Source organism: Pseudomonas sp. 5Vm1k (genome assembly GCF_056161485.1).
This window is the reverse complement of record NZ_JBSPCZ010000013.1, coordinates 1-25,105: the sequence shown is the minus strand read 5'-3', so window position 1 is coordinate 25,105 and position 25,105 is coordinate 1. Positions and strand designations below refer to the sequence as shown.

Below are 25,105 nucleotides of genomic sequence, written 5' to 3'. Positions count from 1 at the left end.
GCTTCGCGGGCAAGCCTCGCTCCTACAGGTTCAGCGTTTATTTCAATATCGCGCATAACCTGTAGGAGCGAGGCTTGCCCGCGAAGGGGCCGGCCCAATCACCGCAAATCCTGCTCGGGCAACCTCATCACCCCGCGCACCACCAAATCCTGAATAAACCCCAACCAATCCTGCTGCTGCCCCTTGTCCGCCAAATCCTCCCCGAGGAACGAGCTCAGCGTATGCCGGTTGGAGTTATAGAAATAACAAAGCGAGGCAATCATCAAATACACATGCTTGATGTCCAGCACCTCGCGAAACAGCCCCTGGGCCTGGCCCGCTTCAATGATCGGCCGCAACACCCCCACCGCTTCCCCCGACAACCGCCGCAACTCGCTGGACTGCTGCGCATGCTTGCCGTTGTGCAGGTTTTCATTGCTCAGGATCGCCACGAATTCCGGGTGCTTGACGTAGTAATGCCAGACGAACGCGACCAAATCCTGCAACGCCACCAACGGCTGGCTGAGATCGAGTTTGAGGCGGCTTTCGGCTTTGTTGAATTGCTCGTAGGTGTGTTCCAGCACGCAGATAAACAGCTGCTCCTTACTGCCGAAGTAGTAATAGAGCATGCGGTCGTTGGACTCGGCTTCCCGGGAAATACTCTCGACCCGTCCCCCGGAATAACCGTCGCGGGTGAACACTTTCACCGCCGCTTCGAGAATCCGTGTGCGGGTCTGCTGGGCCTGGGCGGCCCGGATACCGGTCTTCTTGTTCAACGTGCGGTCAACCTTGTGCCAGACAGAGTCGCATCGAATGTAGCACGGTCCTTTCAGCGGTTCAGGCTTGGCGCCGATTCGCTGGCCGGCGGGTTTTCCATGACTTGCAGGATCGAGGCTTCCGGGTCGAAATCATCCTCTTCCAGTTCCATGAATTCTTCCGGCAGGAATACGTTGAGGATGATCGCGCACAGCGCACCGACGGTGATCGGCGATTCGAAGATGTTGTGCAGCGCCAGCGGCAATTCGCGCAGCACTTCCGGTACTGCGGCGATGCCCAGGCCCATGCCCAGGGAAATCGACACGATCAGCATGTTGCGCCGATGCAGGCCGGCTTCGGCGAGGATCTTGATCCCGGCTACCGCCACGGTGCCGAACATCACCAGCTCCGCGCCGCCGAGCACCGGTTTGGGCATCAGTTGCAGCACCGCGCCAATCATCGGAAACAACCCCAGCAACACCAACATGCCGGCAATGAAAAATGCGACGTAACGACTGGCCACGCCAGTGAGCTGGATCACGCCGTTGTTTTGGGCGAAGGTCACCATCGGCATGCTGTTGAACACCGCCGCCATGGCCGAGTTGAGGCCGTCGGCGAGCAGGCCGGACTTGATCCGGCGAATGTAGATCGGGCCTTTGACCGGTTGCTTGGAGATCATCGAGTTGGCGGTCAGGTCGCCAGCCGCTTCCAGAGGCGACACCAGGAAAATCACCGCCACCGGCACAAACGCTACCCAATCGAAGTTAAAGCCATACTTGAACGGCACCGGCACACTCACCAGTGGCACGGCGGGCAGGCTGGCGAAATCGACGTCGCCCATGTGCCAGGCGACCACGTAGCCGAGGGTCAGGCCAATCACGATCGCGCCGAGGCGCAGGAACGGTACATCGACGCGGTTCAACACCACGATGGTGCCCAGCACCAGTGCCGCCAGGGCCAGATGATGACTGGCGCCGAGGTCCGCTACGCCGAAGCCGCCGGCGATGTCGGTCATCGCGACCTTGATCAGCGACAGGCCCATCAACGTGATGATGGTGCCAGTGACCACCGGAGTGATCAGCATCCGCAGCTTGCCGATGAACTGGCTCAGGACGACTTCGATGAACGCTGCGAAAAAACACACGCCGAAGATCGTCGACAGAATTTCATCGGTGCCGCCACCCCGGGCCTTGACCATGAACCCGGCGCTGAGGATCACGCTGATAAAGGAAAAACTGGTGCCCTGCAGGCACAGCAACCCGGAACCCACCGGACCGAAGCGCCGCGCCTGAACGAACGTACCCAGGCCGGAGACGAACAACGCCATGCTAATCAGGTACGGGATTTCGCTTTGCAGGCCCAGCGCGCCGCCCATGATCAGGGTCGGGGTGATGATGCCGACGAAGCTGGCCAGTACGTGTTGCAGGGCGGCGAAGACCGTGGCGGTCAGGTGAGGGCGGTCGTTGAGGCCGTAGATCAGGTCGGAGCGGGGCTGGGGTTTTGCAGGTTCAGATGGGGTCACGAGGAAAGCGCCAGGGGCCAGGTCAGAAAATGGAGGCGCAGGATGCCAGAAAACTTACAACCTGACACAAATCCCTGTGGGAAACCCCTATTACAAATCCCTATGCAAAACCCCTGTGGGAGCGGGCTTGCTCGCGAAGGCGGTGTGCCAGTCGACATCTCTATCGACTGATACGGCCTCTTCGCGAGCAAGCCCGCTCCCACAGGGGATTAGTGGTGTGCTCAAGCAAACGCCGCCAGCAAATCCTCTTCAAACGCCTTCTGCGCATCCCCCGGCACCTGCGCCCGATGCCGGGCCAGGTGAAATCCCACATCAAAACTCATTTCCCCGACCCGCACCGCCCGCAGCAAACCTTTTTCCTCCCAGCTACGGGCAAAGTGGCTCGGCAGATAACCGACGTGTTTACCGGACAGAATGAAGGCGAGGGTGCCTTCAACCTGTTCCGAGCGCGCCGAGCACAACTTCCCCTGAAACGGCTCATCACTGCGCAAAAACCGATACGGATGATCCACCCGGTCGCTCGCCTGCAACGCCTGATCATCCGGCGCCTCATTGCTGAACAGCGGATGCCCCGGCGCGCAATACAAATGTTGGGTTTCGCTGAACAACTCGCGGTAGTCAAAAGCGCTTTGCACTTGTGAGAAATATCCAATCGCCAGGTCCAGCCGTTGTTGCAGCATTAGCCGCTCCATTTCCCCCGGCATGGCGCTGATCAGCTCGATACGCACCGACTCGTCCCGCTCGCGAAAGCGCCGGATTGCGTCCGCCACCCGTTGCAGCACCGATTGATCGAGGGCTTCGGACAACCCCAAACGCACCTCGCCAATCAAACGCCCGGCCACGCCGTTGGATTGATGACGAAAAGCTTCGATGGATTCAAACAGTCCACGGATGGCGATCAACAGTTGCTCGCCTTTGGGCGTGATGCGGAAACCGCCCTTGCCGCGACTGCATAAACGATAACCGAGACGGGTTTCCAGCTTGGCCATTTGCTGGCTGATGCTCGACTGGCTCAAACCCAGCTCACCCTGGGCGGCGCTGAAGCCGCCGCACTCGACCACGCTGACAAACAGGCGCAGCAGTTGCAGGTCCAGATCATGGAGTTGGCCGAGCATCACATTACTCCTGGATAAAGTCAGGTTAATAAACTTGATATTTCACCAATGTATCCGAGGGCGCACGCTGCAACCACTCCAACTGGTCAGGTGTTCGTCATGGCTCCTCTCTTCAAGCTGTGTTGCCCCGCGTTGTTATTCGCTGTTGCCATGTCGGCCCAGGCTGAGGAAAAGATTCTCAACCTCTACAGCTGGCAGGATTACTTTGCCCCCGAGGCCATCAAGCAGTTCGAGCAGGAAACCGGCATCCAGGTGCGTTACGACACCTTCGACAGCTCCGAAGTCCTGGAAACCAAGTTGCTGACCGGTGGCAGCGGCTATGACGTGGTGGTGCCTTCTTCCAGCGTCATGGCGCGCGGGATTGCCGCCAATGCGTTGAAGCCGATTCCCCTCGAGAGTCTGAAGGGCCACGCCAACCTCGATCCGGATTTGCTGAAAAAGGCCGCTGCCACCGACCCCGGGAACCGTTTTGGCGTGCCGTATACCTGGGGCACGTTGGGTTTGGGGCTGAATGTCGAGGCGGTGAAGAAGCGTCTGCCGGACGTGCCGCTCAACAGCCTCGACCTGCTGTTCAAGCCTGAATACGCCAGCAAGCTGAAAGATTGCGGCATCGCGATTATCGACTCACCTCAGGAAGTGATCGGCTTGGCGCTGCACTATCTCGGTAAAGATCCCTACAGCACAGACAAGACCGATCTGACAGCTGCCGAGGCGTTGTTGCATCAACTTCAGCCGAATGTGCTGTACGTCGCCACCGGCCGGCAGATCAGCGACTTGGCTAACGGCAGCGTTTGCCTGGCGTTGGCCTACAACGGTGACGCCAGCATGGCCGCCGATCAGGCGCAAAAGGCCAACAAGCCGTTTGAAGTGACGTACCGCATTCCCAAGGGCGGCACGCTGGTCTGGCAGGACAACCTGGCGATCCCCAAAGACGCCCCGCACCCGGAAGCGGCGCGGGCGTTTGTCGAATTCATGCTGCGCCCCGAATCTGTCGCCGGGCTGACCAACACGCTGTTTTTTGCCAACGCCAACCAGGCCGCAACACCGCTGGTGGATGAGTCGGTGCGCACCAACCCGGACATCTATCCGCCCGCCGATGTGCGCGACCGCTTGTACGCCGACCAAAGCATGAACCTCAAGGACATGCGCCAACGCACTCGCCTCTGGACCACTTTCCGTAGCCGCCAATAATAAGGAACTCACCATGGATGTCCCTGTGCAAAACGATCAGGCCATGACCCGCGACAGCCTCTACGGGACTGCCGCCGAAAGCACCTACGCCGGTATCACCAGTTTCATGCGCCGACGCTATAGCCGCGACTTGCGCGGGGTCGATGTGGCCGTCAGCGGCGTGCCGTTCGACACCGCCACCAGCAACCGCCCGGGCGCGCGTTTCGGACCGCGCGGGATTCGTGCGGCGTCCACCGGGATCGCCTGGGAACGCCACTGGCCGTGGACCTTCGACCCGTTTGATCACTTGGCGGTGATTGATTACGGCGATTGTGACTTCGACTACGGCACGCCGCAGTCAGCACCGGAAAGCATCGAAGCCCATGCCGAGCACATTCTGAATGCCGGCAGCGCGATGCTCACGTTCGGTGGCGATCACTTCATCACCTATCCGCTGCTCAAGGCCCACGCTCGTAAACATGGTGCGTTGTCGCTGATCCACTTCGACGCGCACAGCGACACTTGGCCGGACGAGGAGGGCAAGCGCGTCGATCACGGCACGATGTTCTGGCACGCAGCCAAGGAAGGGCTGGTGGACCCGTCACGCTCGGTGCAGATCGGCTTGCGCACCACCAACGACGATCACATGGGTTTTCAGGTGCTGGACGCACGGCAGGTGCATCGCCAGGGCTGCGAGGCGATTGTCGAGGCGATTCGGGCGCGGGTCGGTGATAACCCGGTGTACCTGACGTTCGACATCGATTGCCTGGACCCGGCGTTCGCTCCGGGCACCGGAACTCCGGTGTGCGGCGGGTTGAGCACGGTGCAGGCGCTGGAAATCCTCGGCGGTTTGCGCGGGATCAACCTGGTGGGGATGGACGTGGTGGAAGTGGCCCCGGCTTACGACAGCGCGGACATCACCTCACTGGCGGCGGCAACGTTGGCGATGGAAATGTTGTGCCTGTATGCGGCGAAACACAAAGTCGACCGGTAATACGCGGTTCAAAAATGTGGGAGCGGGCTTGCTCGCGAAAGCGGTGTGTCAGTAGACAAAAATGCTGACTGACACGACGCCTTCGCGAGCAAGCCCGCTCCCACAATTGTTTTGTGTATGCCTTATCAGGCCACCGGAATCTTCGGCAGATCCAGCGTTTCAACCCCGGTATACCGCGCCGCCGACCCGGCGATCATGACATGGGGCACACCCAGTTCCACAGCGCTGGAACCATCCAGTCGCGCCAGTTGCTCATCACTCAACGCCACGTTCAACGCCCCCAACGTCGCATCCAGTTGCTCCCGCGTCCGTGAGCCCAGAATCGGAATCAGCGCCGTGGTCGAACGCTTGGCTTTCTCACGCAACCAGGCAATCGCTACATGCGTCGGGGTCGATTCCAGCTCCGTTGCCACGGCCAGCAAGGTGTCGAGCAGGGCTGTTTCCCGGGCGCTTTTTTCGGCGTGGATCAACATCCCCAGTTTGGCCGCGCGGTTGTTTTCGTCGTTGGTGCGGTATTTACCGGTAAGAAAGCCACCACCCAACGGTGACCACAAGGTGGCGGCCAAGCCAAGCGCTTCGGCCATCGGCAGCAATTCACGTTCGGCGGTGCGTTCGGCCAGGCTGTATTCGGTCTGGATTGCGGCAATCGGCGAGAAACCGCGCACTTCGGCCAGTACGTCAGCGCGAGCGATGCGCCAGGCCGGGAAGTTCGACAGCCCGGCGTAGTGAATCTTGCCGGCGCGCACCAGGTCATCGAAGCCGCGAAGGATTTCTTCCATCGGCGTGACACCGTCCGTGATGTGCGCCCAGAACAGATCGATGTGATCGGTTTTAAGCCGTTTCAGGCTTTCTTCCACGGCACGCACCATGTTTTTGCGGTTGTTGCCAGTGAAGGAAATACCGGCAACCCGATCCGTCCCCATCGTGTATTTGGTGGCGATGACCAGACGATCCCGTTCTGCGGCGATGAACTCGCTGAGCATGGCCTCGGACTGGCCATTCTGATAACCGTTGGCGGTGTCGATGAAGTTGCCGCCAGCTTCCAGGTAACCGTCAAAAATACGCTTGGCTTCATCGCGCTCGGCGCCGTGGCCCCAACCGGTGCCGAAATTGCCGGCGCCCAGCGCCAGTTCCGAAACACGCAGGCCGGTTTTGCGGCCGAAGACTTTGTAATGCATGGGGTGACTCCTGATGAAAGACGCTGTGGTTGAATATAAATGTTCATCAACATGTATTTAATATGATGCGAGTAATATCCAGCGTCAAGACGCTTTTTCAAGAGGCGATCATCGGGCGTTTCACTCCTGCCAGTTTCTGACAGCAGCCTTTGCTAAGCTGCGACAACTTTCCCGGACAGAGCGTGCCGATCGTGTCGCGAACCACTCGATTACTGACCTTGCTGCAAGTGCTGCGGGGTAAAAGCCGTCCGGTGACCGCGGCCACACTGGCCAGCGAGCTGGAGATTTCCGAACGCACGCTGTACCGCGATATCGCCGAACTCACGGCCCTCGGCGCGCCGATTTACGGTGAAGCGGGGATCGGTTACGTGCTGCGCAGCGGCCTGTTTTTGCCGCCATTGATGCTCAACGCCGACGAAACCGAAGCCATCGTGCTGGGTTTGCGTTATGTCGATCAGCGTGGCGATGAGGTGTTGAGCAAAGCGGCGGCGGATGCGTTGGCCAAGATCGCGGCGGTGCTGGCCCCTGAAGCATTGGAGGCGTTGCACAACCCGACGGTCTTGCCCGGCCCACCGGGTTACGGCTTCGCGCAGAATGCGGTGCCGTTGAATGTGTTTCGCCAGGCCATTCGCGATCAGGCCAAGCTGCATATCGATTACGCCGATGCCAACCAGGTGCCGACCCAGCGGCTGATCTGGCCGCTGGCCCTGGGCTTTCTCAACGAGGTGCGGATCATCGTTGCCTGGTGCGAATTGCGCAGTGCTTACCGGACCTTTCGCACCGACCGGATATCGGCAACGAGCGAGCAGGGCGATCGCTATCCGGGCCGTCGCAGCGACCTGTTGCGCACCTGGCGCAAGCACATGCAGTTGGATGAAGCGGGGCGTTTCACTCCTGACAAGAACTGACACAGCAGTGCCTTAACATGGTTCCAGAATCAAACAACAAGGAGCCTTCACCATGTCTAATCCAGCCACTTCACTGGCACCGGCCATCGCCGATTACATCGCCGCCGCCAATGCCCGTGACACCTCACGGGTCGCCAGTTTTTTCGCTGAGGATGCCAACGTCTTCGATGAAGGCGAGCATCAGGTCGGCACCCAGGCCATCGCCCAATGGATGCAAGACACGGCGCAGCGTTATCAGCCTCGGGTCGAGGTGCTTGACGTGCAATTGCGCACCGGCAAGGTGCTGGTACACAACCTGATTTCCGGGACGTTTCCCGGTAGTCCGCTGGAATTGCGCTACACATTCCGCTTGAACGAACAGGGCAAGATTGCTCGGTTGGACATTTCCCTCTGACACCCAACACTCCACCCTGTGGGAGCGGGCTTGCTCGCGAAAGCGGCGCGTCAGTCAATATCGATGTCGACTGACACGACGCCTTCGCGAGCAAGCCCGCTCCCACAGTGGGGGGATTTGTGGTGTTTCAAATAATCGGGCGGCTGGCATACTGCGTGGCTTCAGACCTGAAGCGCGGCCCTCATGACTTTCGATTCCCCGTTAAGCGCTTGGCAATACGCCATTGAACAGAAGGGCTTCGTCCAGGACGAGGCTCAGGAACATGCCGTCTGGGCCCTGCAAAAGTGCCACGAAGCCCTGCACGAAGGGCGCAAGTCGATCACCGGCGTTTACCTCTGGGGCCCGGTCGGTCGAGGCAAAACCTGGTTGATGGATCAGTTCTACGAAAGCCTGCGGGTGCCGGCCCGGCGTCAGCATTTCCATCACTTCATGGGCTGGGTGCATCAGCGCTCGTTTCAACTGACCGGCACCGCCGACCCGCTCAAAGCCCTGGCCCGGGAGTTGGCTCAGGAAGTTCGGGTGCTGTGTTTCGATGAGTTGTTCGTCAACGACATCGGCGACGCGATCATTCTCGGCCGTTTGTTCCAAGTGATGTTCGAAGAAGGCGTGGTGGTGGTCAGTACCTCCAACCAGCCGCCGGATCAACTGTATGCCGATGGCTTCAACCGCGACCGTTTTACCCCGGCCATTGAGGCGATCAAGCAGCACATGCAGGTGATTGCGGTGGATGGCGGGGAAGATCATCGCCTGCATCCCGGCGCGGCGTTGCAGCGGTATTGGGTCGGGGCACTCGATCAGCCCAGCGGGTTGGCCGAAGCGTTCAAGGCCCTGACGGCCGGGCAGTCGGTGTCCAGCGATCCCATCCAGGTCGGCTATCGCAGCGTCCACGTGGTGCAGGCCAGCGCCACGGTGCTGTGGTGTCGTTACGCCGATCTCTGTGAGCAACCGTTTGCCGCTATGGACTTCATGGCCCTGTGCGACACCTTCAGCGCTATCCTGATGAGTGAAGTGCCCAACCTCAGCGCGCAAAAACGCGAAGGGCGTATCGCCCGGGGCACGGAAGACGGCGTGGAGCGGGTGGTGGCCGGCGACCGTGAGTTGCCGCAGTTGTCGGTGCACGACGACGGTGTGCGACGCTTCATCGCTCTGGTGGACGAGTGCTACGACCGCAAGGTGCCGCTGTACCTCGAAGCCCGGGTGCCGATGGACGCCTTGTACACCGAGGGTTATCTCGAGTTTCCGTTCCGCCGCACCCTGAGTCGCTTGCAGGAAATGCAGCTGCAGCGCTTTGCCGACGCTTGAGCACCAAAAGGAGCGACGATGAATCAGCCACTGTCTCACCATTTGCTGACCATGGCCTACCAGAACGCCTGGGCCAACCACCGACTGGCCAAGGCCTGGGGGCAGTTGAGCGGGTCGGAACTGACGGCGCCGCGGGTCAGTTTTTTCCCGAGCATCTGTGCAACCCTCAACCACATTCTGACGTGTGACTGGTTCTACGTGGACGCACTGGAGCGCGAGTTGCGCGGTGATGTGCCGCATCCCGATTGCTATGTGTTTTTCATGGATGAACAACCGTTCACGGACGCAGATGACCTCAAGCACGAGCAGGCCAACGTGGACCGACGGCTGATCGCTTATTGCGAACAACTGCGTGACGCCGATCTCGGGCAGATGGTGACCATCGCCAGGGATACGCCGCAGCACGACAGCCGTTTGCGCATGCTTTCTCATTTGTTTGAACATCAGATTCATCATCGTGGGCAGGTTCACGCCATGCTCAGCGACACGTCGGTCAAACCGCCGCAACTGGATGAGTTTTTCTGCGCCGGAGAGGCGGGGTTGCGGGCAGAGGATTTTGCCGAACTAGGCTGGACCGAAGAGTTGGTGTGGGGGCATTAAAAGATCGCAGCCTTCGGCAGCTCCTACAGTGGATTTGTGTACACCCGTAGGAATTGCCGAAGGCTGCGAACTTTTGACCTTGATCCACTCCGCCACCCGCGCTAATGTCCGTGGCCAATTTGATGTGTGATCGAGGGTGGAAATGGAATCCGCAGAAGTACTTATCCTACAGGCCAGCTACACCAACCCGGTGCATGCAGAGGCCATTTGCCTGGTGTTGAACAGCTACGCCGAAGACCCTATGGGCGGCGGCGAGCCGCTGGACGCCGAGGTGTTGCGGCAACTGCCGGCGGAACTGGCCAAGCGCCCGTATGCGTTCAGTGTGTTGGCCTTTGTGGGCGGAGAGCCAGCGGGGCTGGTGAACTGTTTTGAAGGTTTCTCGACCTTTGCCTGCCGGCCGTTGGTCAATGTGCACGATGTCGCGGTGGTGCCGAAGTTTCGCGGCCTGGGGCTGAGCCAGAAGATGCTGCAAAAGGTCGAGGACATCGCCCGCCAGCGCGGTTGCTGCAAGATCACCCTCGAAGTCCTGGAAGGCAACGACGTCGCCCAGGCGTCCTATGCCAAGTTCGGTTTTGCCGCCGGCATGTTCGACCCGGCCCATGGGCGCATGCTGTTCTGGATCAAGGCGTTATAAACCGCGGGCATAAAAAAGGGCGTCCATCAGGACGCCCAACGTGTCAACTCTGACGGCGGAGCAGGGGCCGTCAGAGGTCCATGGTTCAGGATTTGTAATATTCGGTCACTTGTGCGGTTTGATCGTCTGGGACCCGGAGTTCATGGCTCTGACGTTGATCGGTCTGGCTTTGCGCCGTGTGGACCGGAAAGTTGTCCCAATGGTGCTTCATCCGTTCTGCGCCACCTTCGGCAAACGCACTGGCGGAGCCGACGAGAAGCAGGCCGGCGAAGATCAGGCTGACTCGTTTCATGGTGTATCTCCCACTAAGAATGACGGTGTGCCTTTCATCCGTGATTCAAGGGCGTGGGCGCAGTATCGGCAGACCCCATTAAGTCTGAATTAACACCGATCAAAGTGTGGGCGCGAGCCTGTGTGGCGAGGGAGCTTGCTCCCGCTCGAGTGCGCAGCGCTCGCTTCTTTTTGGGGCTGCTTCGCAACCCAGCGGGAGCAAGCTCCCTCGCCACACAAGCTCGCTCCCACAATGGATCTGTGGTGAACGCAACTACTGCATCCAGCTTCAATCCCTGTGGGCGCGAGCCTGCTCGCGATGGCGTTGGGACATTCAACATCTCTGTCGACTGACACACCGCTTTCGCGAGCAGGCTCGCTCCTACAGTGGAGGCTTGGTGTGGTTCAGAGTTTCCAGTCCAGGCTCAGCGTAACGGTGCGCGGGTCGCCCCAGAACACGCCGTTGTAGAAGCCGACGTTGTCGTAATACTTCTTGTCGAACAGGTTGTCGACGTTGAGCGAGGCGGACAGGTGCTTGTCGAACTCGTAGCGCGACATCAGTTTGACTACGGTGTAGGCCTCCTGGCGGATCTTCGCGTTTTCGGTGATCAACTCGCCTTCGGCATCCCGTCCGACCGGCCGACGGGAGTTGCCCCAAATATCGCTTTGCCAGTTCACCGCGCCACCTACGGTCAGCGCATGCCAGTCGCCGGGCAGTCGGTACGCCGTGGACAGCCGGAACATGTTTAAAGGTTCAGCGGTGTTTGCGCGCTGCTTTTCGCCGTTGGCCGCGTGGGTGTAGGTGTAACCGGCGGTCATGTTCCAGTCGGTCATGATCTCGCCGGAGACTTCGACCTCGAAGCCCTGGACTTTCTGGCCCTTGCCCCCGGATTTGTAAAACTCTTCGCCGGTTGCCGGATCTGGCGGTACGGAATCGTCGAGTTCGGCGACGTTGTCCTGTTTGCTCCAGAACACCGCCGTGGCGATATTCAGGCGCTCTTCCAGTAGGCTGCCCTTGAGGCCCAGTTCATAGTTGCTACCGACCACCGGTTCCAGGTATTTGCGGTTGGCGTCGCGGTTGTCCTGGGGTTTGAAAATGTCGGTGTAGCTGACGTAGACGGTGTACTCGGGCGTGAGGTCGTAGAGCAAACCGGCGTACGGCGTCCAGATATCGCTTTGTTGCTGGGGGGGGGGTTCGACGCCGTTCAGTTGCAGGTTATCGTCGTAAGTGTTGCGCTTGCTCGAGGTTTTCCAGCTGCCGTAACGGCTGCCGAGTACGGCGTGAAACCGGTCAGTGAGGTTGAGTCGGGTGGCCAGGTAGCCAGCCTTCTGGTGGGTGCTGTCCGATGAGCCGGTGAGGCCGGTGACGGTGTCGGGGAACTTGGCAATCCCGCCCATATATTTCCAGTCAGGAATGTTGCCGTACCCTGCAGGCACAGCGCCCGCGACCGTGTACGGCGAGTTTGAACTGCGTTCGGCTTCGCCATAACCCAACATCAGTTCATGCTCGCGTCCGAACAGCGCGTAGGGGCCGGCCACGTTGAAGTCATAGGTTTCCATTTTCTGCGTGCCGAGCATGTGGCCACGGTAGGCGCTCATGCCACTACGATCGTCATTCGGGAAGCCTCCGCCGCCGTAATAGACCTTGCCGTCGGTATCGCTGTCGCGGTGGGTGTAGGCGGCCTTGAGATGCCAGCCACCGCCCAGTTGCTGATCTAGGTTGGCGAAGGCGGTCTTGTCCTTCAGCGGCCAGGAACTCCACGACGTCGCCATATTGGTGGAGCGCCCCAGGTTGGCCTTGCCACCGGATGAATTCCAGTACGGCACCGTGCCCCAGGACGTGCCCTGGACCTGTTTATCCTGGTAGTCGTAACCCACTGCAAGTAGCGTATCGTCGGTGATATCGGCCTCAAGCACCCCGTAGCCGACTTCCCGCTGCATCTGGTAATGGTCGCGGAAGGACTGGCTGTCGCGATAAGCCAGCACGCTGCGCCCGCGCAAACGTCCGTCGAACGCCAGCGGGCCGCCAACGTCCACGTAGCTGTAGTAATCGTCATAACTGCCTCCGCTGACGCCGGTCTGGGCTTGCCATTGCGCGGTCGGTCGTTTGCGCACCATGTTGATGGTGGCGGATGGATCGCCTGCGCCGGTGGTCAACCCGGTGGCGCCGCGAACCACTTCGATGCGGTCGTAGATGATGGTGTCGGAGTCGGACTTCATCCGGCCGAAGGTGTTGAGCATCCCGTCGATCTGGAAATTGTTGATCTCGTAGCCACGGGACGAATAGCTCACCCGATCCGAGTCATTGTGCTGGACCACCACGCCGGTGGTCTGGCTCATGGCTTCGGAGAGCGTGCCGAGTTTGAAGTCGTCCATCTGCTGGCGGGTGACCACGGACACCGATTGCGGCGTTTCCTTGATCGACAGGTTCAGCCGCGTGGCGGTGCTCATGGCGCCGGTGGTGTAGGACTCGGTGTGCTCGGTGGTGCTGCCCAGACCTTCGGCGGTGACGCTGGTGGTGGCGAGTTCCAGCGCGCTGCTTGCCGGCTCCTTGTCGGGGTCGGTTTCAGCCAGCAAATCCGGGCTTAGGGCGGCGGTGCACAGCCCTAGGGTCAAGGTCATGGAACGGGTGATAGGCGCGAACATCGCTGCCGACTCCTTGTCTTCGAGGGAAAATTTCCGTTTGCTCAAAGACGAAGGGGAGCGGAGGGATTTAGCGATAAACGAGAATAATTGTCATCTCTGGATGTTTCAACGCGCAAAAAAAATGTGGGAGCGGGCCTGCTCGCGAAGAGGCCGGCAGCTTCAACATCAATGTTGAATGTGCTGCCGTCTTCGCGAGCAGGCTCGCTCCCACATGGGGTTTTGCGGTGTTACTGCTTGACCACTGCCGGATCTTCACCCGTTGCAGGTTTGGGTTTGATCAGGCTGAAGTCAATCAGCGGGCGCTGCTGACGTTCATAAGGGTTGCCGATCAACAATGGCCGCGGCTTGAAGCTGTCGCTGACCAGGCTTTTGCTGTGGTCCAGTTCATCGAAACTCAAGCCCGCCAGATCGGCCCAGGTGTGGATCAACTGCGAGCTGCTGTAAGGGCGGCTCAGGTCGGCGGCAAAATTCCAGTTGTGGGTTTCACGCCACTTCGGCGAGGCCCAGGCCATGAACGGAATGGTGTACATCGGTGCCGTCGGTTTGTTCTCGTTGCGCCCCAAGGTGTTGTGGCCAGCCGAGTCGAAGACGTCTTCGCCGTGGTCGGAGAGGTACAACAGGAAGCCATTCGGATCAGCCTTGGCGTAATCCTTGATCAGGCTCGACACCACGAAGTCGTTGTACAGCACCGCGTTGTCATAGCTGTTGTAGGTCGGCACTTCGTCGTCGTTCACGCCGGCTGGAACCCCGGTGCGGTCCTTGAACTTGTCGAACGTCGGCGGGTACCGGTACTGGTAGCTCATGTGCGTACCAAGCAGGTGCACGACGATCAGTTTTTTCGGCGCCGCATCACCCAAAGCCTTGTTGAACGGCTCGATCACGTCGCCATCGTACTGGGCGGCGTTCTGGTTGCGGTTGTTGTTCAGGTACACCTGCTCGTCGGCCTGTTCGGAGAACGTGGTGAGCATGGTGTTGCGCTTGGTCATGGTCTGCTGGTTGGTGATCCAGAAGGTCTTGTAACCCGCCTGTTTCATCATGCTGACCAGCGACGGTGTCGACAGGTACAGGTCCGGATTCTCTTCATCGGCGAAAGTCAGTACCTGTTGCAGCGCCTCGATGGTGTAGGGGCGCGGGGTAATGACGTTATTGAAAATCGCCAATTGATCCTTGAGCTTGTCCAGCTCCGGGGTGGTTTCCCGGTTGTAGCCGTACAGGCTCATGCGCTGACGGTTGGTGGACTCGCCGATTACCAGCACCAGGGTGGACGGCTGATCGGCCGCCGTGTCCTTGAGGTTTTTCAGCGGTGCGATCTTGCTCGCACTGTCGAGCATGTCTTGCATGCCCGCCAAGGTCTCGAGGTAGCGGTGATAGGCCACGGCCATCTGCCATGGCACTGCCGGCTCGATGCGGGTTTCGAACTTCTCGAAGCCGCCGGCAAAACTACCGGTACGGGCGGTTTGTTTGATCAGCGGGTAACCGACCACGGCCACCAGAATCGCGGTTGCGGCAACGAATGCCTGCCAGCGCGGCATATACACCGGGCGCAAGCGTGTCCAGAGGAAGTAGGCGAACGCGGTATGAGCGAGGAACGCCAGCACCATCCACCAGGCAAAGTATTGGGTCATGTACTCGCCGGCTTCAGAGATGTTCGACTCGAACATAATGAAGATGACGCTCTGGGAAAACTCCTGCTGATAGATGAAGAAGTAGCCCAGGCTGGCCATTGAGCAGGCCCACAGCACAACGCCGATCAGCGCGGCCATCAGGCGGGTGCGATTGGGGAACAGCAGCATCGGCGCCAGCCATACGGCGCTCATCACAAAGGCCTGGCGAAACCCCGTGAAGCCTGAGGTGCCGGTCAGTTGGATGAGCAGCTGGGTGATGCCGGAAAAGTACCAGAAGAATACAAATAGCCAGATGAACCCGGCCCAATCGAAACCTTTCGCAGACGTTTTGCTGCGTTTGAGCAATGCCATTAAGTACGTACTCCCACCGGCGTCATGGAGTCACCGGCGTCATCAAACGAACCCACGAGAAACCACTGTCCGAGAACCGAACAGCCACAAGGATCGGGAGTATCGCTAGACGAATGTGAAAACTTTGTGAGTTTTGTTCAGGGACGCGACAGGAAGCGATGACGCCAATGGCATTTCATGTGGGGGAGGGATGGTATGGAGAGAGTGCTTTTTTGTGGAGGAAGGGCTTGCTGTGGCGAGGGGGCTTGCCCCCGCGGGGTTGCGAAGCGACCCCAAAAAGCAGGGCCTGCTGCGCAGTCCAGCGGGAGCAAGCTCCCTCGCCACAAAGAAACGTATTCGCAGAGTGGGCCTTACTGAAAATCAGGCGCTAAGCGAGGGCATCGGTTGCCCGGACAGTTGAGCCTGTTGCTGCAACAATTGCCTGAGCTGGGCCACCTGGGTCTTCAAGGTGTCACGCTCGTCTTTCAATTGGCGCAGTTCATCACGACGAATCGTGACGTAGAGAGTTTGTGGGGGACGTGCGGTAACGATTGTGTCCATTGCTCACCTCGCAAATGGCCTGCATCAACTGTGATTGTGTCGTTCTTGCGAGCGACATAAACACTATCGGCGCCGATTTTGATTTCTTTTGCCCTTGAATGGAACTTTTTTATTTTTCATGGTCGGTGTGTCTTTGGCACGATTCCCGACGTTATCAGTCTGGATCGGGCACAATGCCCGGAAACTTCATCCCGCCGCTCTGGACTAACCCACATGAGCCGCGTTGGGCTATAACCTTTGACACACATTATTTGCAGTAAGGAGCATCAGCACATGCAACTCGGGATTATTGGACTGGGCCGCATGGGCGGTAATATTGCGCGGCGCCTGATGCTCAATGGGCATACCACCGTTGTTTACGACCGCAATACCGCCTTCGTCGAGAACCTGGCCAAAGAAGGCTCCACCGGCGTTGCCGACCTGCCGGCCTTGGTCGCAGGCCTGGCCAAGCCGCGTGCAATCTGGGTCATGCTGCCGGCCGGCGCACCGACCGAAGACACCATCGAAACCCTGAGCAACCTGCTCGAAGCCGGCGACACCATCATCGACGGCGGTAACACCTTCTATAAAGATGACATCCGCCGGGCCAAGACCCTGTCGGAAAAAGGCCTGCACTACATCGACGTTGGTACGTCCGGCGGCGTCTGGGGCCTGGAGCGCGGTTACTGCATGATGATCGGCGGCGACGCCGAGACCGTCAAACGCCTCGACCCGCTGTTCGAAAGCCTGGCGCCGGGCTTGGGCGACATCCCACGCACCAAGGACCGCAAGTCTGACGACGATCGTGCCGAGCGCGGTTACATCCACGCCGGCCCTGCGGGTTCTGGCCATTTCGTCAAGATGATCCACAACGGCATCGAGTACGGAATGATGCAGGCCTTCGCGGAAGGCTTCGACATTCTCAAGACCAAATCCAGCGAGAACCTGCCGGAAGACCAGCGCTTCGACCTCAACGTCGGCGACATCGCCGAAGTCTGGCGTCGTGGCAGTGTTGTGTCCTCCTGGCTGCTGGACCTGACGGCTGACGCTCTGGCCAGCGACCCGAAACTCGACGGTTATTCCGGCTCGGTGGCTGACAGCGGTGAAGGTCGCTGGACCATCGAAGCCGCCATGGAGCAATCGGTGCCTGTACCCGTGCTGTCGAACTCGCTGTTCTCCCGCTACCGTTCGCGTGGGCAAGGCACCTTTGGCGACAAAATTCTCTCGGCCCAGCGCTTCGGCTTCGGCGGCCACGTGGAGACTTCGAAAAAATGACCAATACGATCCGCAGGAAATCCAAGGCAGAACCCGCACCACCGACCACGCTGTTCCTGTTCGGTGCCCATGGTGACCTGGTCAAGCGTCTGTTGATGCCGGCCCTGTACAACCTCAGTCGCGACGGCCTGCTTGGCGATGGACTGCGGATCATCGGCGTTGACCACAACGCCATCAGCGATGAAGCCTTCGCGCAAAAGCTCGAAGACTTCATTCGCACCGAAGCGGCCGCCAAGGTCGGCAAGGGCGATGAAGCCCTTGATCCGGCTTTGTGGGCCAAACTGGCCAAAGGCATCAGCTACGTCCAGGGCGACTTCCTGGACGACAGCACCTATCAAGCCCTGGCGGCAAAAATCGCCGACAGCGGCACCGGCAATGCGGTGTTCTACCTGGCCACCGCGCCGCGTTTCTTCAGTGAAGTGGTGCGCCGACTCGGCAGTGCCGGTTTGCTCGAAGAAGCCCCCGAAGCTTTTAGAAGGGTGGTGATCGAAAAACCGTTCGGCTCTGACCTGCAAACCGCCGAAGCCTTGAACGCTTGCTTGCTCAAGGTCATGTCGGAAAAGCAGATCTACCGAATCGACCACTATCTAGGCAAGGAGACCGTGCAGAACATTCTGGTCAGCCGGTTCTCCAACAGCCTGTTCGAAGCGTTCTGGAACAACCATTACATCGACCACGTGCAAATCACCGCCGCCGAAACCGTCGGCGTGGAAACCCGTGGCAGTTTTTACGAACACACCGGCGCCTTACGGGACATGGTGCCCAATCACCTGTTCCAGTTGCTGGCGATGGTGGCCATGGAACCGCCGGCGGCGTTTGGCGCCGATGCGGTGCGTGGCGAGAAAGCCAAGGTGGTCGGCGCGATCCGCCCCTGGTCCGTCGAAGATGCGCGGGCTAACTCGGTACGCGGTCAATATGCCGCTGGCGAAGTCGACGGCAAGCCGTTGGCTGGTTATCGCCAGGAAGGCAACGTGGCGCCGGACAGCAATACCGAAACCTATGTCGCGCTGAAAGTCATGATCGACAACTGGCGCTGGGTCGGCGTGCCGTTCTACCTGCGCACCGGCAAGCGCATGAGCGTGCGCGACACCGAGATCGTCATCTGCTTCAAACCGGCGCCGTATGCGCAGTTCCGCGACACCGAAGTTGAGGAGTTGCAGCCGACCTATCTGCGAATCCAGATCCAGCCCAACGAGGGCATGTGGTTCGATCTGCTGGCCAAACGGCCGGGGCCGGCGCTTAAGATGGCCAACATCGAGTTGGGGTTCGCTTACAAGGACTTCTTCGAGATGCAGCCGTCCACCGGCTACGAAACCCTGATCTACGATTGCCTGACCGGCGACCAGACGCTGTTCCAGCGCGCCGACAACATCGAGAACGGCTGGCGCGCGGTGCAGCCGTTCCTCGACGCCTGGCAGCAGGACGCGAGCGTGCAGAGTTACCCGGCAGGTGAGGACGGCCCCCAATCCGCCGAAGACCTGCTGACCCGTGACGGTCGCGTCTGGCACAGCCTCGGATGAGTGAAACGCTGAAACAACCCATCCGTTTTCTGCTCAGTGATATGGACGGCACTTTGTTGCTGCCCGATCACAGCCTCAGCCATCGCACCATCGAAGCGGTGCGCGCGTTGCGTGAGGCCGGCGTGCTGTTCAGCCTGGCCACCGGCCGACCGCCCAAAGCCATGCTGCAGCAGATCGAGGCCCTGGGCGTCGACCTACCGACCGCAGCCTTCAATGGCGGCACCATCGTTAATCCGGACGGCAGTTTGCTGGTCGCCCATTACTTGCCGGCCACTGCGGCACTGACCGCATTGGCGCTGTTTGCCGACCGGCCGGACATCGAAATCTGGGTGTTCAGTGGTGGCGACTGGCTGCTGAAAGATCCGAATGGCCCGATGGTGCCCCGTGAACAGCACGGTCTGGGCTATCCGCCGGTGGTGGTCGAGAGTTTTGAGCCCTACCTGGAGCGCATCGACAAGATCGTCGCCACCAGCAACAACACGCAGTTGTTGATCGAGCTGGAAGCGCTGTTGCTGCCCAAGGTGGAAGGCCAGGCTCAGGTGTCTCGTTCACAGCCGATTTATCTGGACGTGACCGCGATGCAAGCCAATAAGGGTGCGGCGCTGGCGACACTGGCCGAGTTTCTCGGTGTGCCGCTGGAGCAGACCGCCGCACTGGGCGACGGCGGCAACGACCCGGCGATGTTCCATCGTGCCGGCTTGTCGATTGCCATGGGCCAGGCCGAAGAGGCGGTGAAGCGTCAGGCTGATGTGGTCACCGGCGCCAACACCGAAGACGGCGCAGCGCAGGCGATCGAGAAGTACATTCTCCCCCAATAACACCACCATTCCCCCTGTGGGAGCGGGCTTGCTCGCGAAAGCGGTATGTCATTCAACATCAATGTTGTCTGACACGACCTCTTCGCGAGCAAGCCCGCTCCCACATTGGGCCGGTGTTTACAGCCAATAACTCACCGCATACCACCCCAAAACCCCCATCACCACGGTATATGGCAACGCCATCCACACCATCCGCCCATACGACAGGCGAATCAGCGGTGCAATCGCCGACGTCAGCAGAAACAGAAACGCCGCCTGACCATTGGGCGTCGCCACGCTCGGCAGGTTGGTCCCGGTATTGATCGCAATCGCCAGGGTTTCGAAATGCTCGCGGCTCATGTGGCCGGAGATGAACGCCTGTTTCACTTCAGTGATGTAAATCGTCGCCACAAACACGTTGTCGCTGATTGCCGATAACAAGCCATTGGCAATAAAGAGCATGCCCGGCTGTTGATCCGCCGGCAGGGCGAGTACCCACTGAATCAACGGCGTGAACAGTTGCTGATCGTGAATCACCGCCACCACGGCAAAAAACACCACCAGCAGCGCGGTGAACGGCATGGCGTCTTTGAAGGCGTTACCGATGCGATGCTCATCGGTGATACCCGTGAACGCTGTAATCAACACGATCACCATCAAGCCGATCAACCCGACTTCGGCAATGTGAAAGGCCAGCCCGGCAATCAGGATCAGCGCCGCCGCGCCCTGGACCAGCAGCGCCGCACGTTGGCGAGAGGTGCGTTCGGCGTTGTCTTCGGCGGCGTAGTTGGCCAGCACCGCGCGTACGTTATCCGGCAGCAGCGTGCCGTAACCGAACCAGCGCAGTTTCTCCAGCAGGACGCAGGTCACCAGGCCGGCGACGAGCACCGGCAGGGACACGGGGGCGATCTTCAGGAAAAACTCGGCGAAATGCCAACCCATCTCGTGGCCAATCAACAGGTTCTGCGGTTCGCCAACCAGCGTACACACACCGCCCAGTGCCGTGCCCACGGCGCCATGCATCAGCAGGCTGCGCAGGAAGGCGCGGAACTGTTCGAGGTCTTCATGATGGAGAGTCGGCAGGTGCTGATCGTCGCTGAACTCACTGTCCTGGCGCGGATCGTTGCCTGAGGCGACGCGGTGATACACCGAGTAAAACCCTACCGAAGCACTGATGATGACTGCTGTGACGGTCAAGGCATCGAGAAACGCCGACAGAAACGCCGACAGAAAACAGAACATCAACGCCAGCAATGCCTTGGAGCGAACCCCGAGCAGCAGGCGCGAGAACAGGAACAGCAGCAGGTCTTTCATGAAGTAGATGCCTGCCACCATAAACATCAGCAGCAGGATCACCGGGAAGTTGTGCACCAGTTCGTCATACAGCGCCTGGGGCGTGGTCATCTTCAACAGCAGCGCTTCGATCAGCAGCAGGCCGCCGGGCATCAGCGGGTAACACTTGAGTGCCATGGCGAGGGTGAAAATAAACTCCAGGACCAACAACCATCCGGCGGCTACCGGGCCTACCGTCCACAACACCAGGGCGTTTAGGATCAGGAAGCCGACAATGCTCGCCTTGTACCAGCGGGGCGAGTGCCCGAGAAAGTTGTGCGCGAACGCCTGGGCCATTGAACCGGACATCGGCTACTCCTTGTATTAAGAAGCGCGCAACTTGCCGTAAGTGCCGATGAAGATCAACCCGTATCAGTTCAGGTATCGCGCCACCACCGCCCGGTAGTTTCCGTCCAGTGAGTAACCGCCGACGACGATGCGGCCGTTGTCCTGCACGGCCAGGGATGTCGCAGTGTCCAGGCTGCGGCCCAGGCGTGTGCGAACCCAGCCGATGCCATTGGCAAAGCTGCGATCCAACAGTCCCTGTGGCAGGTATCGAGCCAGGATAAAGTCGGCTTCGACGCCGCCGATCGTGGCGCCGGCGACCAGTACGTTCCCGTCCGGCAACACTTGGGCGGCGGTCCATTGGCTGCCACTGTGGCCGATCTCCAGGCGTTGCGGCTGGCCGCCGTTGCAATGAATATCCGGCCGGCCGTTACTGTGCACCTTCAACGTCAGGCAGTGCATCGGGTCGCGGCTGCTGCCAAAGCAATGCAAGTCGCCATTGTCCTGCTGGATGATCTGGCTGACCTGAGCGCCGCGCCCGTGCGCCTTGAAGGTCATAAATCCATCTACCGCGAAGCTTTCGTCAAGCCGGCCATCGGCGTGATAGCGCGCCAGCAATCCTTCTGCGGGGAAATTGATTGAGCCACCCGCCAGGATTCGCCCGTCTCGTTGCACCGTCAGGCTGCCGAGCCAGGTGTTCATCAATAAATGCCGAACCACCACGAAACCTCGACCGTTGAAGTCGCTGTCCAGAGTGCCGTCGGTGTTGAGGCGGATCAGCAGGCCGACGTGATCGGCCAGTTCGAAATGGTGATTGGCTAGCAGCAGGATTCGCCCGTCGTCCTGCACACAAATATCGCAGGCTTCGGCGCCCGGCACGCCGGGTGGCAACCAGTCGTCCCGCAAGCCGCGGGATAGATCGCCGGGTAGTCGCACCACCACGCGGCCATTGTCGCCAAAGCTGCGAACCGGTTCGCCATCGGGGTCAAACAGCGCCAGGGCGGGCAAAGTGCGGTGAGCGCTTTCGTAGTGCAAGCCGGCCAACAGGATGGAGCCGCAAGGCAGGACGTGGACTTTACTGGCCATCGCCTCGAAGCCCGGCGCGAACTGGCCGATCAGACTGCCCTGATGACCAAAGGCCAGATCCGCCGAACCATCCTCCAGCAGGCGAGCGAGGCCAAAGCGGCTACCGCCATGGGTTCCGACCTTGGCCGCGACCAGCAAACGGCCTTGTGAATCGATGGCGATACCGTTGGCCATGCTTGAGGAGCTGCCGGCGAAATACACCTGGGTTTTGCCGCCGGCGGCAAAATCTGGATCGAGATGCCCGGCTGGGCTGAATGTGGCAGGGCGAGCAAAAGCGGTCTGGGTTGGCATGCACGCATCTCCTTGCCAGTCGACCTCATTCCGGTAACCGGGAGGGTGACTGCGCGTGCGAAACATTCAATCCCTGAATGCCTGGATGCACAACTGTCATAACTAACAGGCGGAGGGTCGCTTTGTGCCAGAACAGTGTCTTTTGGAACCACTGAAGAGGGTGCCAACAATCGAGCCGTTATAAAGCAAAAGATCGCAGCCTTCGGCAGCGCCTACAAGGAAACGCATATTCCAATGTAGGCGCTGCCGAAGGCTGCGATCTTTTGATCTTTAATTAATGAGGCATGGACCACGATTGCAGCGTGTAGCCATCTTCGCTGAGTGCAGCACGTGCCTGTTCCAGCAGATGTTCTAGTTGCACCGGATCGGAATAAGCACTGCTTGGGATTTGCGTGCGGCCAATGCGGGTATTGGTGCGGTCGATCACGCTCAGGCAGAGTTCGCCGTTGCCGTCTTGTGGAGCCCAGGCCACGCATTGAAATGGCTTGAACGCGCGGTCGGCAATCAAAAGAGCTTCGTTGATACGGAGCGGGGCGGTCATGGGATCTTCTCTCTGTATGCCCAATCAAGTGATGTGCCGTCGGTTGGGCTTACCGTTCGGCTGGTTACTTGTACTGATGCCCTCAATAGGGGGTTGGGTCACACACAATCCAAAGAAAATTCAACTTTCTTTCATATACTCAATGTTCAGGCAGTTTTTGAAAGCTGGTTGAAAGCTTCAGTCGTTAGGTAACTAACAAAGTGCCTACTTATAACTAATTAGTTAAGACTCCTATAATCAAACGATACAAGGTCCCGTCAAATTCTTGCTAATGTTACAGCCAGGTCCGCCAAATGACTGTTTTTAATAATATTTCCTTAAATTTGGCGCCAAGGAACAGTCATGATCGAAGCGCCTGCCTTACGACGTCTGTTAGTGGTTGATCCTTGCGACGATTGCCATCGTCTTTTGCCGGGGCTGCGCTCTGTAGGCTGGGACGTTGACAGCTGTACGCTGGAAAACGCCGCCGATCGAACCTGCGATGTCGGCCTCTTGCGATTGCAGCCGTTCCATCTGGAACGTCCCGAAGCCGTCAAAGAATTGATCAGCCGCAGCGGCACCGAATGGATTGCCGTGCTCAACCAGGAAGTCCTGCGACTGCAAAACGTCGGGGATTTTGTGTGCGAATGGTTTTTTGACTTCCATACCTTGCCGTTCGACGTGTCACGGGTCCAGGTGACCCTCGGGCGCGCATTCGGCATGGCGCGGCTGCGTGGGCAGGGCACGATTCACATCGATCAGCCGGAGCACGAGTTGCTGGGTGACAGCAAGCCGATCCGCGAACTGCGCAAGCTGTTGAGCAAACTGGCACCCACCGAGTCGCCGGTATTGATCCGCGGCGAAAGCGGGACTGGCAAAGAGCTGGTCGCCCGCACCCTGCACAGGCAATCCCAGCGCCACAGCAAGCCGTTTGTGGCGATCAACTGCGGGGCAATTCCCGAACACCTGATTCAGTCCGAACTGTTTGGCCACGAAAAAGGCGCCTTCACCGGCGCGCATCAACGCAAGATCGGGCGGATCGAAGCCGCGAACGGTGGCACGCTGTTTCTCGATGAAATCGGCGACTTGCCGTTGGAGCTGCAAGCCAATCTGCTGCGCTTCCTCCAGGAAAAACACATCGAGCATGTCGGCGGCAGTACGCCGATTCCGGTGGATGTACGGGTATTGGCGGCGACGCACGTCGACCTTGAGGCGGCCATCGAGAAGAAACGCTTTCGCGAAGATTTGTACTACCGCCTCAACGTGCTGCAAGTGGTCACCGCGCCGCTACGTGAACGCCACGGCGATCTATCGATGCTGGCCAACCACTTTTCCCATTTCTATAGTCATGAAACCGGTCGCCGCCCGCGCAGCTTCAGCGAAGACGCGTTGATCGCCATGGGTAAGCATGACTGGCCGGGCAATGTTCGCGAACTGGCCAACCGGGTGCGTCGCGGGTTGGTACTGGCCGAGGGACGCCAGATCGAAGCGCGAGACCTGGGGCTGATCAGCCAGCAGACCATCGCTGCGCCGATGGGCACGCTGGAAGACTACAAGACCCGCGCCGAACGCCAGGCCCTGTGCGATGTACTTAACCGCCACAGCGACAATTTGAGCATCGCCGCCAAGGTGCTGGGGATATCCAGGCCTACCTTCTACCGTTTATTGCACAAGCATCAGATACGTTAGACACAAGATCAAAAGATCGCAGCCTTCGGCAGCTCCTACATTGGAATGCGTTCACCCTGTAGATACCGTCTTGAATCTCACCGAGCAAGCGCAAATTCCGGGTCATATGGCTGGCCCGATTTGAGCACTGCGTAAACGTAGTGCAGCAGCTTGCGCATGGCGGCGCAGATGATCTGTTTGGGGGCCTTGCCGTTGGCCTTCAGGCGATCTTTCATGGCGATGATCGCCTTGTTGTGTTGCAACGCGACCAAGCCCGGCATGTACAGGCCTGCGCGCAAGCGCGCTGAGCCGATCTTCGAGATCGGGCTGCGGCCCTTGAGGAGCCCCGATTCTCGGAGTTCTGGATT

23 protein-coding genes are annotated in these 25,105 nt (G+C 59.5%); 11 read left to right on the top strand and 12 right to left on the bottom strand.

Translation table 11 applies throughout. The features are described 5' to 3' along the window. Positions 1–98 precede the first annotated feature (98 nt). The 3 genes from ACWIKB_RS23300 to ACWIKB_RS23290 form a co-directional block, all read right to left on the bottom strand. Entirely contained in the window at positions 99–755 is a 657-nt protein-coding gene (locus tag ACWIKB_RS23300; protein ID WP_475269636.1) for a TetR family transcriptional regulator, read from the bottom strand. A 53-nt stretch (positions 756–808) separates the two neighbouring features. Then, on the bottom strand, positions 809–2,257 hold the full coding sequence (locus ACWIKB_RS23295; RefSeq protein ID WP_475269634.1) for a nucleobase:cation symporter-2 family protein: 1,449 nt from the start codon (positions 2,255–2,257) through the stop codon (positions 809–811). A 221-nt stretch (positions 2,258–2,478) separates the two neighbouring features. Next, positions 2,479–3,372, bottom strand: coding sequence for a LysR family transcriptional regulator (locus ACWIKB_RS23290; protein WP_475269632.1), 894 nt, complete (start codon positions 3,370–3,372; stop codon positions 2,479–2,481). Positions 3,373–3,471: 99 nt separating this feature from the next. On the opposite strand from ACWIKB_RS23290, the gene ACWIKB_RS23285 reads away from it, so the two are divergent. After that, the gene (locus tag ACWIKB_RS23285) at positions 3,472–4,563 is read left to right on the top strand and encodes a polyamine ABC transporter substrate-binding protein (RefSeq protein WP_475269630.1); all 1,092 of its coding nucleotides are present in this window, start codon (positions 3,472–3,474) and stop codon (positions 4,561–4,563) included. 13 nt (positions 4,564–4,576) lie between these two features. After that, a complete protein-coding gene (speB, locus tag ACWIKB_RS23280; RefSeq protein ID WP_475269628.1) occupies positions 4,577–5,536 on the top strand; it encodes an agmatinase in 960 nt (319 codons plus the stop codon). Positions 5,537–5,661: 125 nt separating this feature from the next. Here the strand turns inward: speB and ACWIKB_RS23275 are convergent, their stop codons facing one another. Further along, the gene (locus tag ACWIKB_RS23275; protein ID WP_475269626.1) at positions 5,662–6,714 is read right to left on the bottom strand and encodes an aldo/keto reductase; all 1,053 of its coding nucleotides are present in this window, start codon (positions 6,712–6,714) and stop codon (positions 5,662–5,664) included. 191 nt (positions 6,715–6,905) lie between these two features. On the opposite strand from ACWIKB_RS23275, the gene ACWIKB_RS23270 reads away from it, so the two are divergent. The 5 genes from ACWIKB_RS23270 (at position 6,906) to ACWIKB_RS23250 (ending at position 10,552) form a co-directional block, all read left to right on the top strand. Beyond that, positions 6,906–7,622, top strand: coding sequence for a helix-turn-helix transcriptional regulator (locus ACWIKB_RS23270; RefSeq protein WP_475269624.1), 717 nt, complete (start codon positions 6,906–6,908; stop codon positions 7,620–7,622). A gap of 52 nt (positions 7,623–7,674) precedes the next feature. Beyond that, positions 7,675–8,016: a nuclear transport factor 2 family protein gene (locus ACWIKB_RS23265; RefSeq protein ID WP_163909999.1), complete on the top strand. Its 342-nt coding sequence runs from the start codon at positions 7,675–7,677 to the stop codon at positions 8,014–8,016. A 183-nt stretch (positions 8,017–8,199) separates the two neighbouring features. Continuing rightward, positions 8,200–9,318 (top strand): cell division protein ZapE, encoded by a 1,119-nt coding sequence (zapE, locus tag ACWIKB_RS23260; RefSeq protein ID WP_475269622.1) that lies wholly within the window; start codon positions 8,200–8,202, stop codon positions 9,316–9,318. A gap of 18 nt (positions 9,319–9,336) precedes the next feature. Further along, complete coding sequence (locus ACWIKB_RS23255; protein WP_475269620.1) at positions 9,337–9,918, top strand: DinB family protein; 582 nt, start codon at positions 9,337–9,339, stop codon at positions 9,916–9,918. A gap of 142 nt (positions 9,919–10,060) precedes the next feature. Beyond that, positions 10,061–10,552, top strand: a complete 492-nt coding sequence (locus ACWIKB_RS23250; protein WP_475269619.1) for a GNAT family N-acetyltransferase — start codon at positions 10,061–10,063, stop codon at positions 10,550–10,552. Between the two features lie 85 nt (positions 10,553–10,637). Here ACWIKB_RS23250 and ACWIKB_RS23245 read toward each other — a convergent pair whose 3' ends face one another. The 4 genes from ACWIKB_RS23245 to ACWIKB_RS23230 all read right to left on the bottom strand — a co-directional run bounded on the left by ACWIKB_RS23245 (position 10,638) and on the right by ACWIKB_RS23230 (position 15,984). Further along, positions 10,638–10,844: a DUF2790 domain-containing protein gene (locus tag ACWIKB_RS23245; RefSeq protein ID WP_475269618.1), complete on the bottom strand. Its 207-nt coding sequence runs from the start codon at positions 10,842–10,844 to the stop codon at positions 10,638–10,640. A 383-nt stretch (positions 10,845–11,227) separates the two neighbouring features. Then, the gene (locus ACWIKB_RS23240) at positions 11,228–13,468 is read right to left on the bottom strand and encodes a TonB-dependent siderophore receptor (protein ID WP_475269617.1); all 2,241 of its coding nucleotides are present in this window, start codon (positions 13,466–13,468) and stop codon (positions 11,228–11,230) included. Between the two features lie 227 nt (positions 13,469–13,695). Further along, positions 13,696–15,444, bottom strand: a complete 1,749-nt coding sequence (locus ACWIKB_RS23235; protein WP_475269616.1) for a phosphoethanolamine transferase CptA — start codon at positions 15,442–15,444, stop codon at positions 13,696–13,698. Between the two features lie 360 nt (positions 15,445–15,804). After that, a complete protein-coding gene (locus tag ACWIKB_RS23230; protein WP_054614859.1) occupies positions 15,805–15,984 on the bottom strand; it encodes a DUF6026 family protein in 180 nt (59 codons plus the stop codon). Between the two features lie 273 nt (positions 15,985–16,257). Between ACWIKB_RS23230 and gnd the strand changes: the two genes are divergently transcribed. Genes gnd through ACWIKB_RS23215 form a run of 3 tightly spaced genes read left to right on the top strand, consistent with a single transcriptional unit; the run spans position 16,258 to position 19,576 of the window. Then, positions 16,258–17,238 carry a phosphogluconate dehydrogenase (NAD(+)-dependent, decarboxylating) gene (gnd, locus tag ACWIKB_RS23225; protein WP_475269615.1) on the top strand — a complete coding sequence of 327 codons (981 nt, stop codon included), beginning with the start codon at positions 16,258–16,260 and terminating at the stop codon, positions 17,236–17,238. After that, positions 17,235–18,758: a glucose-6-phosphate dehydrogenase gene (gene zwf / locus ACWIKB_RS23220; protein WP_475269614.1), complete on the top strand. Its 1,524-nt coding sequence runs from the start codon at positions 17,235–17,237 to the stop codon at positions 18,756–18,758. Before gnd ends, zwf begins: the two co-directional genes overlap by 4 nt. Further along, a complete protein-coding gene (locus ACWIKB_RS23215) occupies positions 18,755–19,576 on the top strand; it encodes an HAD family hydrolase (protein ID WP_475269613.1) in 822 nt (273 codons plus the stop codon). Before zwf ends, ACWIKB_RS23215 begins: the two co-directional genes overlap by 4 nt. A 117-nt stretch (positions 19,577–19,693) precedes the next feature. Here ACWIKB_RS23215 and nhaB read toward each other — a convergent pair whose 3' ends face one another. The 3 genes from nhaB to ACWIKB_RS23200 form a co-directional block, all read right to left on the bottom strand. Then, complete coding sequence (gene nhaB / locus ACWIKB_RS23210) at positions 19,694–21,196, bottom strand: sodium/proton antiporter NhaB (protein ID WP_475269612.1); 1,503 nt, start codon at positions 21,194–21,196, stop codon at positions 19,694–19,696. Between the two features lie 63 nt (positions 21,197–21,259). Continuing rightward, positions 21,260–22,549 carry an NHL repeat-containing protein gene (locus ACWIKB_RS23205; protein ID WP_475269611.1) on the bottom strand — a complete coding sequence of 430 codons (1,290 nt, stop codon included), beginning with the start codon at positions 22,547–22,549 and terminating at the stop codon, positions 21,260–21,262. 274 nt (positions 22,550–22,823) lie between these two features. Then, the gene (locus ACWIKB_RS23200) at positions 22,824–23,090 is read right to left on the bottom strand and encodes a hypothetical protein (RefSeq protein WP_475269610.1); all 267 of its coding nucleotides are present in this window, start codon (positions 23,088–23,090) and stop codon (positions 22,824–22,826) included. Between the two features lie 342 nt (positions 23,091–23,432). Here ACWIKB_RS23200 and ACWIKB_RS23195 point away from each other — a divergent pair, with 342 nt between their 5' ends. Continuing rightward, entirely contained in the window at positions 23,433–24,758 is a 1,326-nt protein-coding gene (locus ACWIKB_RS23195) for a sigma-54 dependent transcriptional regulator (protein WP_123509581.1), read from the top strand. A 77-nt stretch (positions 24,759–24,835) separates the two neighbouring features. Here the strand turns inward: ACWIKB_RS23195 and ACWIKB_RS23190 are convergent. Further along, positions 24,836–25,105 (bottom strand): transposase (locus tag ACWIKB_RS23190; RefSeq protein ID WP_475269609.1); only part of this gene is annotated, 270 nt, incomplete at its 5' end.

What these genes read in the sequence shown, in the direction of transcription:
- ACWIKB_RS23205 (WP_475269611.1), bottom strand. Translation starts at nt 22,549, where the DNA reads ATGCCAACCCAGACCGCTTTTGCTCGCCCTGCCACATTCAGCCCAGCC.
- ACWIKB_RS23195 (WP_123509581.1), top strand. Translation starts at nt 23,433, where the DNA reads ATGATCGAAGCGCCTGCCTTACGACGTCTGTTAGTGGTTGATCCTTGC.
- ACWIKB_RS23265 (WP_163909999.1), top strand. Translation starts at nt 7,675, where the DNA reads ATGTCTAATCCAGCCACTTCACTGGCACCGGCCATCGCCGATTACATC.
- ACWIKB_RS23255 (WP_475269620.1), top strand. Translation starts at nt 9,337, where the DNA reads ATGAATCAGCCACTGTCTCACCATTTGCTGACCATGGCCTACCAGAAC.
- ACWIKB_RS23215 (WP_475269613.1), top strand. Translation starts at nt 18,755, where the DNA reads ATGAGTGAAACGCTGAAACAACCCATCCGTTTTCTGCTCAGTGATATG.
- ACWIKB_RS23250 (WP_475269619.1), top strand. Translation starts at nt 10,061, where the DNA reads ATGGAATCCGCAGAAGTACTTATCCTACAGGCCAGCTACACCAACCCG.
- ACWIKB_RS23245 (WP_475269618.1), bottom strand. Translation starts at nt 10,844, where the DNA reads ATGAAACGAGTCAGCCTGATCTTCGCCGGCCTGCTTCTCGTCGGCTCC.
- zwf (WP_475269614.1), top strand. Translation starts at nt 17,235, where the DNA reads ATGACCAATACGATCCGCAGGAAATCCAAGGCAGAACCCGCACCACCG.
- speB (WP_475269628.1), top strand. Translation starts at nt 4,577, where the DNA reads ATGGATGTCCCTGTGCAAAACGATCAGGCCATGACCCGCGACAGCCTC.
- nhaB (WP_475269612.1), bottom strand. Translation starts at nt 21,196, where the DNA reads ATGTCCGGTTCAATGGCCCAGGCGTTCGCGCACAACTTTCTCGGGCAC.
- ACWIKB_RS23200 (WP_475269610.1), bottom strand. Translation starts at nt 23,090, where the DNA reads ATGACCGCCCCGCTCCGTATCAACGAAGCTCTTTTGATTGCCGACCGC.
- ACWIKB_RS23235 (WP_475269616.1), bottom strand. Translation starts at nt 15,444, where the DNA reads ATGGCATTGCTCAAACGCAGCAAAACGTCTGCGAAAGGTTTCGATTGG.
- ACWIKB_RS23275 (WP_475269626.1), bottom strand. Translation starts at nt 6,714, where the DNA reads ATGCATTACAAAGTCTTCGGCCGCAAAACCGGCCTGCGTGTTTCGGAA.
- ACWIKB_RS23285 (WP_475269630.1), top strand. Translation starts at nt 3,472, where the DNA reads ATGGCTCCTCTCTTCAAGCTGTGTTGCCCCGCGTTGTTATTCGCTGTT.
- gnd (WP_475269615.1), top strand. Translation starts at nt 16,258, where the DNA reads ATGCAACTCGGGATTATTGGACTGGGCCGCATGGGCGGTAATATTGCG.
- zapE (WP_475269622.1), top strand. Translation starts at nt 8,200, where the DNA reads ATGACTTTCGATTCCCCGTTAAGCGCTTGGCAATACGCCATTGAACAG.
- ACWIKB_RS23230 (WP_054614859.1), bottom strand. Translation starts at nt 15,984, where the DNA reads ATGGACACAATCGTTACCGCACGTCCCCCACAAACTCTCTACGTCACG.
- ACWIKB_RS23240 (WP_475269617.1), bottom strand. Translation starts at nt 13,468, where the DNA reads ATGTTCGCGCCTATCACCCGTTCCATGACCTTGACCCTAGGGCTGTGC.
- ACWIKB_RS23290 (WP_475269632.1), bottom strand. Translation starts at nt 3,372, where the DNA reads ATGCTCGGCCAACTCCATGATCTGGACCTGCAACTGCTGCGCCTGTTT.